The sequence below is a fragment of the Streptomyces africanus genome (assembly GCF_002150735.1).
Classification (GTDB): Bacteria; Actinomycetota; Actinomycetes; order Streptomycetales; family Streptomycetaceae; genus Streptomyces; species Streptomyces africanus.
In genome coordinates, this window is the sequence record NZ_MUKA01000270.1 from 1 (window position 1) to 15,719 (window position 15,719).

The window sequence follows — 15,719 nt, forward strand, 5'->3', positions numbered from 1 at the left end:
TGAGGAGTGCTTCGTGTGGCTGAGGGGGCCTGTGGCTGCTTCGGTGGGGGTGCCGCGTCGTACGCCTGACGCTGGGTGGTGGGTCGGGGCCGCGCCGGGGGGTGTCCGTCCTCGGAACGGCGCGATGGGGTCACCTACCAACTGACTGGCGTTGACGCGCCAACCGCTGCGGGCGGACACCCCCCGACACGGCCCCTTCTCGCCGTCGGCGGGTGCGGGGTGCGTCGTGGCCGCCCTAGCTGCGGGCAGTCGTGCTTGACCTCAAGTTTGGTCGAGGTTGAAAGGTGGGGTGTGCAGGCAACCGGCGCATACGACTGGAGCGTTCCATGAGCCGTCGAACCGAGCAGCACCCCGACCTCACCGACCCCCGCATCGGTGCTCCCTTCTTCAGTACCTGGCGAGTCGGTACCCCCGAGCGGCAGCAGCAGACCGTGGAGGTGATCGGGCGGGCCTGGGAGCGGCGGCCGTGGCCCGCTGGTGATCTGCTGGGATACCACGTGTACGCGGGACACGACGGCTCCACGCTGATGCACTACTCGCAGTGGAGCGGCGAGGCCGCCTACGAGGCCTTCGTCAAGACGCATCGGCAGGAGCGGGTCGACGAGATCGACACCGCCGTGCCCGGGATCGAGCGCGTGGGACTCGGGCGGTACCGGCGGTACCGCAGCCGGGAACGGGCCGTCGGGGACGTTCGGGTGCCGGAGTTGATCGTCACCGTGCGGATCGACTTCGAGGAAGGGGCCGGGGAGCGGCGCGAGGAGTGGGTCGATCTCGTGCACAAGGCCCTGGGTGACGATCCGCAGGGCGATGGCGGGCTGATCTCCGCCCATTTCCATCTGAGTACCGATGGCGGGCATGTGCTGAACTACGCCGAGTGGGAGAGCGACCAGGCCTACGACGAGGCCTTGGCGGCGCCCGGGACCGACGTGTGGGAGCGCGTGCGGACGTACCCGGGCATGAAGGGATCGAGCGGGAGCCGGTACCGGCATGCCCTGGGGCTCGTGCCCGGGTGAGTGCGGTGTGCGGCGGGGCCGGCTGGACCTTCGGTGCAGCCGGCCCCGGCCGGGTTACGGGCGGAAGCGCAGGACCTGCGGGTCGTGGTCGCTGATCTGGTCGTTGAACTCCGCGTTGACGTGCACGCTGTCGTACGCGAAGTCGCAGTCGCGGCGGATCGAGGGGCTGATCAGGATCTGGTCGAGGACCTGGCTGTTGCCCTGGTAGACGTATGAGTAACGCTCGCTCCTGGGCAGCGACTTGATCGCCGACCAGAGTTCGCCGCGGCCTTCGAGAAGCTTCGCGGTCCGGGAGAACTCGAAGTCGTTGATGTCGCCCAGGGCGATGACGTCCGCGTTCTTCTGGGTGTCGAGGATGTCCTTGACGAAGGCGTTCACCAGCGTGGCCTGCCGGTGGCGCTGGGTCTCCGAGCTGCGGGCCGGCGGCTGGTACTGGGCGGTCAGGCCCTGGTCGCCGCCCTTGGAGTTGAAGTGGTTGGCGATCACGAAGACCGTGCGGCCGCGGAAGGCGAACTCGCCGGCCAGCGGCTTGCGGCTGTTCTTCCAGGCCTCGTCGGCGGGGGCGATGCGGCCGGGGCTGAGCGTCAGGTGCGCCTTGCCGCGGATCTTCGTCACGCCGGTCGCCGTCGTGGCGTCGCCGCCCGCGCGGTCAGTGAAGGAGACCCGCTCCGGGTTGAACAGGAACGCCTGGCGGATGTTGCCGCCGGGCTCACCGCCGTCCGCGTTGTCGGCCGGGTCGATCGAACGCCAGTCGTACCTCGGGCCGCCGGCCGCGACGATCGCGTCGATCAGCTTGGTCATGGTCTGGTCGGCGGCGACCGTGCCGTCGTTCTTCGCGCCGTTGTTGTCCTGGATCTCCTCCAGGGACACGATGTCCGGCGACTTCAGGTTGTTCACGATCGCGGAGGCGTGCTCGGCGAAGGTGTCGTCGGCCGGGTCGAGGTTCTCGACGTTGTAGGTGGCGACCGCGAGTTCCGAGGAGCGCTGCTTGCTCGTCGTCTCGCGCTTCAGGCCCGCCGGCTCGAGCGTGCCGAGTTCGCTCGCGACCAGGGTGTAGCCGCCGAACTGGTTGTAGTCGAGCGGACCCGCCGTGGTGCCGGCGAGGGTGTCGCCGACGTTCGCCTTCGGGAAGCCGGCCGTCGAGCCGAGGGACTGGATCTGCAGGCGGCCGGTGTTCTGGGCGTCGTAGGAGCCGTAGACCGTGCCGCCGTGGCGGTTGCGGTTCTCGTGCGGCTTCACCGTCACCCAGAGTTCGGTGTACGGATCGGTGGCGCCCACGACACGGGTGTCGGTGACGCGGACGGTCATGCCCTCCAGCGCCTCGTAGTGGTCCAGGGCGTATGTCGAGGGCTTGAGGGGGATTGCGTTGATCGAGCCGTCCGCCGTGGTGTCGCCGGACGGCGTGTAGGCGGCGGGGACCGACCTCGCGTCGATCGTCGTGGCGGCGGGAAGCCGGTTGCCGCTGGAGACGACCGTGGTCGTCGGCTTGGTGATCTCCGTCAGCGACTGGTTGCCGGAGGCGGTGCCGCCGGGGACGTACTCCGAGACCGTGCCGCTGACCGTGACGGAGTCACCGACGGCGACCCCCTTCGGAACGGAGCCGGTGAAGACGAAGACGCCCTCGCTGGTCGCCGGGTCGGCGTCCGGCGTGGGGTCTTGTATCCAGAAGCCGCGGGACGAGCCGTAGGTCCGGATGCCGGTGACGATTCCGGTCACGTCCGTGACCTGCTTGCCGGCGAACGGCGACATCCGGGTGCTGCCCTGGATGTCGTGGATGCGGACCGAGTCCGCGTGTGCGGGGGCGGTGAGGACGATCGTGGATGCCGCGGAGCACACGGCGGCGACGGTGAGCGCGGCGAGGCGCGCGGACGACTTGCTCGGCAACTTGCTCGGCAACGGGGATCCCTCCGGGGACATGACAGGGCGCCGGGACGAGGGTGGAGCGTGGACTGTCTGCCGCTACCTGTGGGGCGGGCGGTGTGACGCGCGTAGAAAGCGGTGGACGGGCAGGGTTGTGGGGCCGGCCCGGTGCACAAGTGTCCGCCGACTTCTACGCGCGTCAATCTCCAGCCTGCTCAGGGCACTTGTCAAGGTTTCGGCCATGTACAGCTCCTGACGGGGACATGAAGTAGGCGGCATGGGTGTAAATCCGTCTAGGCTGAGCGGCTGAGTCGTATGAGGCGCCCTAGGAGAAACCCCCGATGTCAGACAGCTCCCCCCTGCCGCCGGTGCGGCTGACGTCCGAAGCGGAGCTGGCGCGCGACGCGCTGTCCACGCCGTTGCTGTCCCGTGCCGCCCGGCTGGCCCGCTGGGCCGGGCCGGAGACCCGGGTCGACGCCGGGGGAGGGCTCGTCGACGAACAGTTGCCCGCGGCCGCCGAGGCGCTCGGACTGAGCGGTGACGACGCCGCCGCCGACGCCGGCGAGGCGTGGCGGGTGGCCGTGGACACCGGGCTCGTCCAGATCGTCGACGAGGAGGAGGGCACCGTCACGGCGGGCGAGGACCTCGCGCTGCTCACCGGCGGCTCGCCGCAGGACGTGCTCACGGTGTGGCTCGCGGCCCTGGAGACGGTGCTCGCCGACGCGAGCGTCCCCGACCTGGACGGGCTCGTGGCCGAGGACGGCGAGGTCGACCTCTCCGCCCTCGACTGGGACCCGGAGGCCGAGGCCGAGTTCCTCGACGGCGTGCTCGGCAACCTCTATCTGCTGACGGCCGGCGAGGACACGCCCGCCGAGGCGCCCGTGCCGCTGCCCGCGCTGGCCGCGTCGGTGATCGTGCCCAGCGACATGGGCGAGCCGACCAACGACGTCCTGGAGCAGGTGTCCGACGCGATGATGCGGCTGGACGACCAGTTCCGGATGCTGGAGCCGGTGGGCCTCGTGGCGTACCAGCCGGTCGACGAGGCGCTCATGGCCGATGCCGACGAGGAGCCCGCGGGGCCCGTCGACGACGCCGACGTCTCCCGGTACGGCATGGTCCGGCTCACCCCGCTCGGGCTCTACGGCCTGCGCGCCCGGCTGCTGGAGGCCGGGTTCGACGCGCCGGCCGTCGGGGACCTCGCGGACAAGGGAGCCGACGCGCTGCTCGACGGCACGGCGGCGTTCCCGCCGGGTGCGGCGCAGGCCGAGACCGAGCAGTGGCTCCAGCGGCGGGAATCGCTCGACGCGGCGCGGGAGCTGCTGGCGGCGGCGCGGGGTGCGGATGCCGGGGCGCCGCTGCGGCGGTTGCGGTGTCAGCAGGCGTTGTCGCTGGTGGGTGCTTCGGCCGAGCCGGCGCTCCGGGAGGTGCTCGACGATGCCGAGTTGGGCGGGCTCGCCCGGGTGTGGCTGACCGAGCACGGTGCGGCGGATGTGCCCGCTCCGTCGGAGGCGATGGTCTATTGGCTGACCATCGATACGGTGGCCGCGCAGCTGGCGGCGGAGGGTAATTCCGAGGAGCTGCGGGCGTTGGTCGAGGGGCTTGCGCGGCAGCACGGTGGGTTTTTCGAGGCGGTGTGGCGGGTTAATCATCCCGCGACCGCTGATGTGCTGGAGGCGATGGGGCGGTTGCATCCGGACAAGAAGGTTGCGAAGGAAGCGCGGAAGGCGGCTTTTAAGGCGCGGTCGCAACAGGGGGGTTGATCCTGTTTTGCGGGTGCGCGTGCGTTGTGGCTTGGCGCGCCGTTCCCCGCGCCCCTGGGGTGTTGTTCAACCGGCGTTCATGGATGAGCGGGACGGTGGCGGCGAATGAGGTCCGCCATCCTCCACGGCATATCCACCGTCACAGGAGACACCATGTCGCTCACCCGCAGGGACTTCGCCAGACACTCCGCGATCACCGGTGCCGGTGTCGCGCTCGCGGGCAGTGTCGGGGCCCTCGCCACCGCGCCGAACGCCCTGGCGTCCTACGACACCGACAGCGCGGAGGGCGCGGCGGACGCCCGGCACGGGGTCGGCTACGGGCCGCTCGTACCGGACCCCGAGGGGATCCTCGCCCTGCCCGCGGGCTTCTCGTACCGCGTCATCACCTACAGCGGGAAGACCAAGCTGGAGTCCGGTGAGTTCACGCCCTCCAACCACGACGGCACCGCCACCTTCGACGGCCCGCGCGGCACCACCCTGCTCGTCAACAACCACGAGTTGAAGGGCCCGCGCGCCAACTGGAAGTACCCGGTGCCGCTCACCGAGGGCCTCGTCTACGACCCGGCCGCCGCCGGCGGCTGCACGGTCGTCGAGATACGCCCCGACGGACGGGTCGCCGAGTGGGTGGGCATCGCCGGTACCTCCACCAACTGCGCGGGCGGCCGCACGTCCTGGGGCACCTGGCTCACCTGTGAGGAGAACTCCGACAGGGCCGGCGTCAACGGCATGACCAAGGACCACGGTTACGTGTTCGAGGTCGACCCGAGCGACCGGCGTGCCAACCGGAACCCCAAGCCGCTGAAGTTCTTCGGCCGCTACGATCACGAGGCCGTCGTCATCGACCCCAGGCGCGGCCACGCCTACCTCACCGAGGACGCCGCCGGCCCCAACGGCCTCTTCTACCGCTGGACCCCGCCCGAGGGCTTCGCGTACGGCCCCGGAGAGTTCCGCGAGCTCGCCGACGACGCCGGCGTCCTCCAGGCACCCAAGTGCTTCGACTCGGGCGGTAAGTACGTCGACGACCTGTCCCGCGCCACGAAGACCGGCACCGTCTACGGCGTCGATTGGGTGGACGTGCCCGACCGCGACGCCCGTACGACCCCCGTGCGCAAGCAGTTCGGCGAGGGGGAGGTCACCCGCGCCCGCAAGCTGGAGGGCATGTGGTGGGGCGACGGGGGTGCCTACATCGTCTCCTCGTACGCCCGCGAGGAGAGCCCCGGCCGACACGACGGCCAGGTCTGGTTCTACGACCCCAGGCGCCGGACGCTGACCTTGAAGGTCCTGCTCGGAGTGAATCCCGACCCCTCCAAGGACGGCGCGTTCGACGGCCCGGACAACATCACCGTCTCCCCGTACGGCGGCCTCGTCATCGCCGAGGACGGGGAAGGGGTGCAGCACCTGTTCGGGGCCACCGACAGCGGCCGGACCTACCCGATCGCCCGCAACGAGCTGAACATCGGCACCGAGGAGGAGCCCGAATACAGCGAGTTCACCGGGGTCACCTTCTCACCCGACGGCCGGACCCTCTTCGCCAACATCCAGACGCCCGGCATTATGCTCGCCATCACCGGCCCGTGGAAGCGGCAGAAGCGGTAGTTAATTCGCTCGCAGTGCCCGCGCTGCGCCTCCTACAGTGAGATCACAACGTCACGCACCTCCCGGTGCGATGGCAGCGGCTACTTCTCTTCCAAAGAATCCGACGCCGCCGCCGACTTGATCTCGGGAGGCGCTGCATGGGGTGGGTGCCCGGTGCGCAGGCAACGGTTACTTCCTTTGATCGGAGGGTTGCGGGTTCGAATCCCGTCAGCGGCTTAGGGTCGCTGTAGCTCAATCGGCAGAGCATCCGGATTAGTCCGTCGCCGACTTCTGTTCTCGGGCATCCACCTTTCCCATATGCCGCGCTTCTCTCGGAAACCTGCAAAGAATTCGGGGGAATTCACCATGGCGCGATTCAACGGCAAGGCGGCGCGGGCGCGTCCCGTCTCCCGTGTGACCTCCACCGGGCGAGTGCTGCGCACCTACGAGGGCGGCCGGGGCCGCGAGCGTGACGTCCGCTCCGAGCTCTTCCTGCTCGCTGTGTCCAACTTCGTTTCGCAGCAGACCTTCTACGAGACCGGCGCCGACCGCGACGACCGCTTCGCGAAACTCGTGCGCGAGCTCGCCGTCACCGACCCGGTGTGGACGGCCGGCCTGCTCGGCTGGCTGCGCGGCGAGGGCAATCTGCGCACGGCCTCCGTCGTCGGCGCCGCCGAGTACGTCAAGGCCCGCCTGGACGCGGGCGCGACCGGCGGCCCCACGGGCCGGCAGGTCGTCGCCTCCGTGCTCCAGCGGCCCGACGAGCCCGGCGAACTGCTCGCGTACTGGACGGCGACGTACGGCCGCAATGTGCCCAAGCCGGTGAAGCGGGGCATCGCCGACGCCGTACGCCGCCTCTACCACGGCAAGGCGCTGCTGAAGTACGACACGGCCTCCAAGGGCTACCGCTTCGGCGACATCCTCAACCTCGTGCACGCCGCGCCGGACCCGGACAAGCCCTGGCAGGGCGAGATGTTCCGGTACGCCCTGGACCGGCGGCACCACCCCGACACCGCTGTGCCGCCCGCCTCGGACCGCGTCCTCACCGCGCACCGCGAGCTGATGGCGCTGCCGGTGGCTCAGCGGCGCGCGGTCGTGACCGCCGAGGGCGGTGCCGAGCGGCTAGCCGAGGCGGGGATGACGTGGGAGACGCTGGCCGGCTGGCTGCAGGGGCCGATGGACAAGGCGGCGTGGGAGGCCGTGATTCCGTCCATGGGCGCCATGGCGCTCGTGCGCAACCTGCGGAACTTCGACGAGGCCGGGGTGTCCGACGAGGTCGCCGAGCGGGTCGCCGCGCGGATCAGCGACCCGGCCGAGGTCGTGCGCTCGCGGCAGTTCCCCTTCCGGTACCTCGCCGCGTACCAGCACGCGCCGTCGCTGCGCTGGTCGTACGCGCTGGAGCGGGCGCTCGGCCACTCGCTGGCCAACGTGCCCGCGCTGCCCGGCCGGACCCTGGTGCTCGTGGACCGCTCGGGCTCGATGTTCTGGTCGCGGCTGTCCGACCGCTCGGAGCTGAACCGCGCCGACGCCGCTGCGATCTTCGGCACGGCGCTCGCGCTGCGGGCGGAGCGAGCGGACCTGGTCGAGTTCGGCTCGACGAGCGACCGCGTGAGGTTCCGCAAGGGCGAGTCGGTGCTGAAGATCCTCGACCGCTTCGGCGACCTGGGCGGCACCGACACCACCGAGGCGGTGCGCCGGCACTACCGGAAGCACGACCGGGTGCTGATCGTCACCGACGAGCAGTACACGCACCACCACCGGGGTGACCCGACCGAGCAGGTCCCGGCCGGCGTGCCGGTCTACACCTGGAACCTCGCCGGATACCGGGCGGGCCACGGCCCGTCGGGGAAGGGCAACCGGCACACGTTCGGGGGCCTGACGGACGCGGCGTTCCGGATGGTTCCGCTGATCGAGGCCTCCCGTGACGCCGACTGGCCCTGGGCGGTCTGAGAGACGTGGCCCGCACCCCGTGGGGAGTGCGGGCCACGATCTTGTCCGGGCCCCTGTTCCCGACGGGTCCCTGTTCCCGACGGGCCCTTGTTCTCGACGGGGCCTTGTTCTCGGCCGGGCTGACATCTAACATTTCAGTTATGGAGGCCATCCGGCCCGTGCCCCGGACCCTGCTCAGGGACCGTGCGTACGAGGCGATCCGGGACGCCATCGTGGCCGGGGAGATCGAACCCGGTGCGGTGGTGCGGGACGCCGAGCTCGCGGAGCGGCTGGGGCTGTCCCGGGCGCCGGTGCGGGAGGCGTTCTCCCGGCTCGTGGACGAGGGGCTGCTGGAGAGCAAGCCGCAGAGCTACACCCGGGTGACCCCGCTCGTGGCCTCCGACGTCCGGGACGCCGCCGCCGTGGTCGGCGCCATGCACGAGCTGGTGACGCGGGTCGCCGTGCCCCGGCTCGGGGCCGCGGACGTCGAGGCGATGCGTGCCGCCAACCAGCGGTTCGCCGCCGCCGTCGGCGCCGGAGACGTGGACGGTGCCCTGCGCGCGGACGACGCGCTGCACGACGTCCTGGTCCGGGTGAGCGGCAACCGCGCGGCCGCCGCGACCGTCGCCCGCTACACCCCGCTCATCCGCCGGCTGGAGCGACGGCGCTTCGGTGAGGGCGGCAGCTGCCGTTCGGCCGGGCTGCACGAACGGCTGATCGAGGCCTGTGCGGCCGGTGACGCGGCCGAGGCGGTCCGCGTCACGGCGGAGATCTGGCGGGGGCTCGAAGAGCTCGCCGACTGAAGACCGATCGCCATCCCGTCCCGACCCGGGAGGACCCATGTCCCGTTCCCCGTCCCCTTCTTCGTCTTCCCCGTCCCTCGCCTCGTACGAGCGTTACCCCCTGCTCTTCGGGCCGTCGCCGGTCCATCCCCTGGAGCGGCTGACCGCGCACCTCGGCGGTGCCGCCCTCTGGGCCAAGCGCGAGGACTGCAACTCCGGTGTCGCGTACGGCGGGAACAAGACCCGCAAGCTGGAGTACCTGGTCGCCGACGCGCTCGCCCAGGGCTGCGACACGCTCGTGTCGATCGGCGGGGTGCAGTCCAACCACACCCGCCAGGTCGCGGCGGTCGCCGCCCGGGCCGGGCTCAAGTGCGTGCTGGTGCAAGAGAGTTGGGTGGACTGGCCGGACGCCGTGTACGACAAGGTCGGCAACATCCTGCTCAGCCGCCTCGCCGGAGCCGACGTACGGCTGGTCAAGGCCGGGTTCGGGATCGGGTTCAAGGAGAGCTGGGAGCAGGCGCTCAGGGAGGTCGAGGAGGCGGGCGGCAAGCCGTACGCCATCCCGGCCGGGGCCTCCGACCATCCGCTCGGCGGCCTCGGTTTCGCCGGGTGGGCGTACGAGGTCGCCGAGCAGGAGCGTGAACTGGGCGTCTTCTTCGACACCGTGGTCGTGTGCTCGGTGACCGGCTCCACCCAGGCCGGCATGGTCGCCGGGTTCGCCGCGCTGGAGGAGGCGGGCGGGCGTCCCCGGCGGGTGCTCGGCATCGACGCCTCGGCGAAACCGGCCGCCACCCGGACCCAGATCGCCCGGATCGCGCACCGCACGGGCCGGCTCATCGGCGTCAAGCGGGAGCTGACCGAGGCCGATGTCGAACTCGACGAGCGGTACCACGCGGGCACGTACGGCGTCCCCGACGAGACCACGCTGTCGGCGATGCGGCTCGCGGCCCGCACAGAGGGGATGGTCACCGACCCCGTCTACGAGGGGAAGTCCATGGCCGGGATGACCGACCTGGTCGCGCGGGGCGAGATCGGCCGCGACTCCACGGTGCTCTACGCCCACCTGGGCGGACAGCCGGCGCTGAACGCGTACAGCGCGCTGTTCTGAGCAGGGCCTGGCGCTGCGCCGGCTGGGCCGGGCTCCTCGTCTGCCGGGTTGCCGTGCTGGAAGGCCGCGGGTGCGTCGTGGTTGTTCGCGCAGTTCCCCGCGCCCCTGACGGGGCGCGACCCTACGAAGGAGCCCCCCCATGCCCGACGAACCCGCCGTGCGAGAACTCCGCCTGGTCGTGACCGCCGACGACTACGACGCCGCGCTGCACTTCTACCGGGACGTGCTCGGTCTGAGCGAGCAGGGCGCGTTCGCGTCGGAGGGCGGGCGGGTCACGATCCTGGAGGCCGGGCGGGCCACCCTGGAGCTGACCGACCCGAACCACGCCGCCTTCATCGACGAGGTCGAGGTGGGGCGGCGGGTCGCCGGACATGTCCGGGTCGCCTTCCAGGTGGACGACTCCGTCGCCGTCACGGCGAAGCTGGCCGCCGCCGGAGCCGAAGTGGTCGCCGAGCCCACGCGCACCCCCTGGAACTCCCTGAACTCCCGGCTGGAGGCCCCGGGTGCCCTCCAGTTGACGCTCTTCACGGAGCTCGGCGGCTGAGGGGCCCGCGCGGTCGCCCTGCCGGGCGGCGTGCCGCGCCGGATAAGGTGCTCAGCGTGTGGACCGACAATCAGTGGGCGGAGCCGGGTGCCGAGCGACCCGGTGGTGCCCGGCGCCGGGCCACGATCCACGACGTCGCACGACTGGCCGGGGTGTCACGGCAGACGGTCTCCCGGGCGGTCAACGACAAGGGTGAGATCGACCCGGCCACCAAGGAACGGGTCCTGGAGGCGGCCCGGCTCCTGGACTACCGGCCCAGCCGTTTCGCGCGCGGACTCGTCCAGAAGGGGGCGGTGACGGCAGGCCTGGTCATCCCGGACCTGCGCAACCCCTTCTTCCCCGAGGTGGCCGCCGGAGTGCTGGAGGCGGCCGAGCAGCGCGGCTGGCAGGTGGTGGTGTGGGACTCCCGTATCGACGAGGCCAGGGAGCGGCAGGCGCTCGACGTGCTCTCCCACCAGGCGGACGCGGTCGTGGGCTACTTCAAGGACCCGGACGACGTCCTCGCCCGGCACCTGGGAGGCGTGCCGCTGGTGCTGCTGGAGCGGGGCCCGCAGCAGACCGGGTTCGCGGCCGTGGGCATCGACGCCGCCACCGGGGTCGAGCAGGGCATGGACCACCTGTTCCGCGCGGGGCACCGCAGGATCGGCATGCTGGACGGCGTGCACGGCCCCGGCCCGCGCCGGCTGGCCTTCCTGGAGCAGGTGCGGCGGCTCGGACTGCCGGTCGACGAGGACTGGGTCGTGGTGTGCCCGGAGCACAGCGTGGCCGGCGGCGAGGCCGGCATGGAACGGCTCCTGGCGGCGCGGCCCGAGATCACCGCGGTCTTCGGCTTCAACGACCTGATCGCGGTCGGGGCGATGCGCACCGCCCGCCGCCAGGGCCGGAGCGTTCCGGACGATCTGGCGGTGCTGGGCTTCGACGGTCTCTCCCTGGGCGAGCTGGTGGAACCCGCCCTGACCACCCTGCACATCGACAAGCGGCAGCTCGGGCGGCTGGCCGTGGAGCAGGTGGCCCGGCTGCGCGCGGGTGAGGAGCCGCTGCGGGGCGCGGACGCGTGGGTGGTGCCCGAGCTGGTGGTCCGCTCCTCCGCCTGACGACCCGGGCACGCGGCCCGGCGGATCGTTCCGCGCAGTTCCCTTGACACCGGTTTTCGGGCGCCCCGATACTCGACGGCAACGCTCACGTGAACGTTCACGAGCCCACACACCCCCAGCGAGATCGTCGGCCGACCACCACCCGCCCGCCCGCCGACATCGTTGTCTTCCGTTCACTTCCTCATCAGGGAAGCCCCCCATCCCGTGAAAGACGGGCCCGCGGCAGTGCTGTGCCCGGCCGCGGCACGCCCGGAAAGCGAGTGCGCGCCCATGGAACACCGAACGATGTCCCGCAGACGCTTTCTGGGGGCCTCCCTGGGCGGCGCGGGGGCGGGGCTGCTCGGGCTGACCGGATGCGGGTCGGCCGAGGGATCGGCCTCCGCCGGCACCGACCACCTCAGCCTCTGGTACTGGAAGGGCTCGCTCAGCGACAAGCTGCTCGCCACCGCCAGGCGGGGCGTCCCCGGAGTGCCGGTGCTGAAGGTGCGGGGCTCGCAGATACCCGACGGCGACATCGACTCCAAGGTGCGCACCAGTCTCGCCGCGCGCGCCTACGTGCCGGACGTGACGGTCGTGAACAACGACAACCTCGCCACGTTCTTCCCCGACGAGAACGAGTTCCTCGACCTGCGCGAACTCGGCGCGGAGTCCGTCCGCGACCAGTACCTCGAGTGGAAGTGGAAGGCCTGCTTCACTCCGACGGGCCGGATGATCGGCTTCCCGCTGGACGCCGGCCCCACCGCGCTGTACTACCGCAGGGACCTCTTCCGGGAGGCCGGACTGGCCCACGAACCGGCGGACGTCGCCGGGGAGATGCCCACCTGGGAGAAGTTCATCGCCGCCGGACGCACCCTGCGGGCGAAGGGCCCCGGCAAGCCGTACCTGGTGAGCAACATCGGCAACGTCTTCCAGCAGGTCCTGCTCCAGAGCACCCGGCAGTTCGTCGACGCCGACAACCGCTTCATCGGTGACCAGGAGCACGTCCGGCGGGCCTGGGACCTGTCCGTGGACATCCTGCGCCAGGGACTCAGCGCCAGGATCACGGACGGCACCCCCGACTTCAACGCGGCCATGAGCGGAGGCCGGATCGCCACGATGACCACGGCCGTCTGGGCCATCAACGGCCTGAAGGACACCGCCCCGAAGACCGCCGGGTCCTGGCGGCTCACCACCATGCCGGACGGCCCCGCCAACTACGGCGGCTCGTACATGACGCTGACCCGCTACTGCCGGGACCCCGAGGCCGGCTTCGCCTTCCTGAAGTGGCTGCTCAGCCCGGCGAACCAGCTCAAGAGCTACCAGGAGATGGCCCTGTTCCCCACCACTCCGGCCGCGTACGCCGACCCGGCGATGCACAGGCCCGACCCGTTCTTCGGCGGTCAGCAGCCCATCGACGTCTTCGGCCCGGCTGCCCGGAAGGCCCCGGTCGTCTACTTCAGCCCCTACGAGGAGTCCGCCAACACCCCGTTCTTCCAGGAGCTGACCAATGTGGAGATGCTCGGCAAGAACCCCGACCGGGCCTGGCGGGACGCCGTGCGCACCGCCGAGACCACGCTGTCCCGCGCGGGGGTGAGCTGACATGGCGACCGTGCTCGAACCGGCCGGAGCGCCGGCGGCGAACGAGAAGCCGCCCGCCGGCCGTACCCGGCCCACCACCCCGGGCGGACGCCGCCGGCACCTCCCGCCGCTGCTCGCCATCTCCCCGTTCTACGTGCTGTTCGCCGTCTTCGGCGCCTTCCCGATCCTCTTCTCCGTCTACCTGTCCTTCCAGGACTGGGACGGCATCGGCGACATGCGCTACGTCGGGTTCCAGCAGTACGGCTGGCTGCTGCGGGACTCGGTGTTCTGGCACTCGGTGCTCAACACCTTCGAGATCTGGTTCCTGTCCACGGTGCCGATGCTGTTCCTGGCCCTGGTGCTGGCGTTCCTGCTGCACTCGCAGGTCCGCTTCGCCGGCGCCTACCGGGTGGCGTACTTCGTCCCCAACGTCACCTCGATGGTCGCCATGACCGTCGTGTTCGGCTCGGTCTTCGCCCAGGCGGGCCTCGCCAACTCGGTACTGCGGGCGGTCGGGCTGGACGGGGTCGGCTGGCTGTCCTCGGAGTGGGGCATCAAGTCGTCCGTCTCCATCATGATCATCTGGCGGTGGGTCGGCTACAACGCGCTGATCTTCCTGGCGGGCCTCCAGGCCATCCCCACCGAGCACTTCGAGGCCGCCCGCGTCGACGGCGCGAACAGCAGGCAGACCCTCTTCCGGGTCGTCCTGCCGCAACTGCGGCCGGTGGTGCTCTTCGCCGCCGTCACCTCCACCATCAACGGGCTGCAGATCTTCACCGAGTCCCAGGTGCTCTTCCAGTCGACCGACGTCGGAACCACGGGCGGGCCGGGCCAGGAAGGGATGACCATCGTGCTCTATCTGTGGCAGAAGGCCTTCAAGGAGCACCAGTTCGGCTACGGCGCCGCCATGGGCTGGGTCCTCTTCGCGATCATCGCGGTCTTCACCGTCATCAACTGGCGTCTGGTCGCCGGCTCGGACGACGACCGCCGGCCCGGCATCGCCGGACTGCTGCGCCGCAAGGGGGCACGCAATGGCCGTTGAACAGAGGCCGCCCGGGAACGCGGGCCTGGCCATCGGCTCCGGCAGCAGGCTCAGCCGCTGTTGCGTCCGGGCGGTGCTGCTGCTCGGTGTGCTGGTCTCGCTGTTCCCCTTCTACTGGCTGGTGGTGCTGGCCTCCGGCACCACGCAGGACATCTACCGCTACCCGCCCAAGCTGGTGCCGGGGCCGCATCTGCTGGACAACATGGGGCGGGTGCTCGACACCGTCGACTTCTTCGGCTCGCTGTTCAACACCGTCGTCGTCGCCGTCCTCGGGACCGTGCTGGTGCTGTTCTTCGACTCGCTGGCCGCGTTCGCCTTCGCCAAGTACGAGTTCCCGGCGAAGAAGTTCCTCTTCGGCATGCTGCTGGTGACGTACATGATCCCCGCGCAGCTCTCCCTGGTGCCGCAGTTCGTGACCATGGCCGCGTTCGGCTGGGCCGGGTCCCTGAAGGCGCTGATCATTCCCGGTGCGGCGAACGCCTTCGGCATCTTCTGGATGCGCCAGTACGCGCAGAACTCGCTGCCGGACGAGCTGCTGGACGCCGGGCGGATCGACGGCGCCGGCTTCTTCCGCCTCTACTGGACGGTCGCCCTGCCGCTGTTCCGGCCGGCCCTCGCCTTCCTCGGCATCTTCACGTTCATCGGCCTCTGGAACGACTACATCTGGCCCCTGGTCGTCATGATCGACCCCGACAGGGTCACTCTCCAGGTCGCCCTGGCGAATCTCAACGTCCTCTACAACACCGACTATGCGCTGGTGATGGCGGGCGCGCTGATGAGTGTCATCCCGCTGATCGTCGTGTTCCTGATCGGGGCGCGGCACTTCCTGCGGGACCTGGCGGCGGGGGCGATGAAGATGTGAGGCGGCGGGGTACGGACCTCAGCCCGCCGGCCGTTCTCGGTAGGGTACGGAGAGGGTCCCCGGTTCGTGAGGAGTGGCTGCATGGCGCAGGTCAGGCCCATGCGGGCGGATGCCCGGCGTAATCACGAGCGGTTGCTGAAGGTGGCCGTGGAGGCCTTTGCCGAGCATGGTGAGGGCGCTTCGCTCGACGACATCGCCAAGCGGGCCGGGGTCGGCTCCGGCACGCTGTACCGGCATTTCCCGACCCGGCACGCGCTGCTGGAGGCCGCCTACCTCGACCGCATCGAGGCGATGGCGGCCCGGGCCGGTGAACTCGCGGCGGAACTGGCGCCCGGCGAGGCGCTGGTGGAGTGGCTGTACGAACTCGGCGCCGGGATGACCCGCATGCGCGGCCTCAGGGCCCTGCTGGGCCCGGCCGTCACGCAGAGCGACTCGACCGTGGCCACGGCCTGCGGTGACTCGGTGAAGAGCGCGGCGGGGCGCCTGGTCCGGGCAGCACAGGAGGAGGGCACGCTCCGGCGGGACGTCGAGCCGATCGACGTCCTGCGACTGGCTCACGGCGTGACGACGGCGGCGGAGCCGGCGGACGAGGA

General features: G+C 70.9%; 13 protein-coding genes. 12 read left to right on the plus strand and 1 reads right to left on the minus strand.

Annotated features, from left to right (window positions below):
- The first annotated feature begins 326 nt into the window (after positions 1 to 326).
- Complete coding sequence (locus CCL05_RS30385) at positions 327 to 1,013, plus strand: antibiotic biosynthesis monooxygenase (protein ID WP_086563899.1); 687 nt, start codon at positions 327 to 329, stop codon at positions 1,011 to 1,013.
- Between the two features lie 54 nt (positions 1,014 to 1,067).
- On the opposite strand, the gene CCL05_RS30390 is transcribed toward CCL05_RS30385, so the two are convergent.
- Positions 1,068 to 2,897 (minus strand): endonuclease/exonuclease/phosphatase family protein, encoded by a 1,830-nt coding sequence (locus CCL05_RS30390; protein WP_086563911.1) that lies wholly within the window; start codon positions 2,895 to 2,897, stop codon positions 1,068 to 1,070.
- Between the two features lie 317 nt (positions 2,898 to 3,214).
- Between CCL05_RS30390 and CCL05_RS30395 the strand changes: the two genes are divergently transcribed.
- The 11 genes from CCL05_RS30395 to CCL05_RS30445 all read left to right on the plus strand — a co-directional run.
- A complete protein-coding gene (locus CCL05_RS30395; RefSeq protein ID WP_086563900.1) occupies positions 3,215 to 4,633 on the plus strand; it encodes a hypothetical protein in 1,419 nt (472 codons plus the stop codon).
- Between the two features lie 153 nt (positions 4,634 to 4,786).
- A complete protein-coding gene (locus CCL05_RS30400) occupies positions 4,787 to 6,229 on the plus strand; it encodes an alkaline phosphatase PhoX (RefSeq protein ID WP_086563901.1) in 1,443 nt (480 codons plus the stop codon).
- Between the two features lie 345 nt (positions 6,230 to 6,574).
- Positions 6,575 to 8,158 carry a TROVE domain-containing protein gene (locus CCL05_RS30405; protein WP_086563902.1) on the plus strand — a complete coding sequence of 528 codons (1,584 nt, stop codon included), beginning with the start codon at positions 6,575 to 6,577 and terminating at the stop codon, positions 8,156 to 8,158.
- Between the two features lie 140 nt (positions 8,159 to 8,298).
- A complete protein-coding gene (locus CCL05_RS30410) occupies positions 8,299 to 8,940 on the plus strand; it encodes a GntR family transcriptional regulator (RefSeq protein WP_086563903.1) in 642 nt (213 codons plus the stop codon).
- A gap of 37 nt (positions 8,941 to 8,977) precedes the next feature.
- The gene (locus CCL05_RS30415) at positions 8,978 to 10,027 is read left to right on the plus strand and encodes a 1-aminocyclopropane-1-carboxylate deaminase (protein ID WP_086563904.1); all 1,050 of its coding nucleotides are present in this window, start codon (positions 8,978 to 8,980) and stop codon (positions 10,025 to 10,027) included.
- 139 nt (positions 10,028 to 10,166) lie between these two features.
- Entirely contained in the window at positions 10,167 to 10,571 is a 405-nt protein-coding gene (locus CCL05_RS30420; RefSeq protein WP_086563905.1) for a VOC family protein, read from the plus strand.
- Between the two features lie 56 nt (positions 10,572 to 10,627).
- Positions 10,628 to 11,665: a LacI family DNA-binding transcriptional regulator gene (locus tag CCL05_RS30425; protein WP_086563906.1), complete on the plus strand. Its 1,038-nt coding sequence runs from the start codon at positions 10,628 to 10,630 to the stop codon at positions 11,663 to 11,665.
- Positions 11,666 to 11,950: 285 nt separating this feature from the next.
- Entirely contained in the window at positions 11,951 to 13,243 is a 1,293-nt protein-coding gene (locus CCL05_RS30430; RefSeq protein ID WP_086563907.1) for an ABC transporter substrate-binding protein, read from the plus strand.
- Position 13,244: 1 nt separating this feature from the next.
- Positions 13,245 to 14,264: a carbohydrate ABC transporter permease gene (locus CCL05_RS30435; RefSeq protein WP_086563908.1), complete on the plus strand. Its 1,020-nt coding sequence runs from the start codon at positions 13,245 to 13,247 to the stop codon at positions 14,262 to 14,264.
- Positions 14,254 to 15,126, plus strand: a complete 873-nt coding sequence (locus CCL05_RS30440) for a carbohydrate ABC transporter permease (RefSeq protein ID WP_086563909.1) — start codon at positions 14,254 to 14,256, stop codon at positions 15,124 to 15,126. The genes CCL05_RS30435 and CCL05_RS30440 overlap by 11 nt, the downstream gene beginning before the upstream one ends.
- A gap of 81 nt (positions 15,127 to 15,207) precedes the next feature.
- Positions 15,208 to 15,719 (plus strand): TetR/AcrR family transcriptional regulator (locus CCL05_RS30445; protein WP_086563910.1); only part of this gene is annotated, 512 nt, incomplete at its 3' end.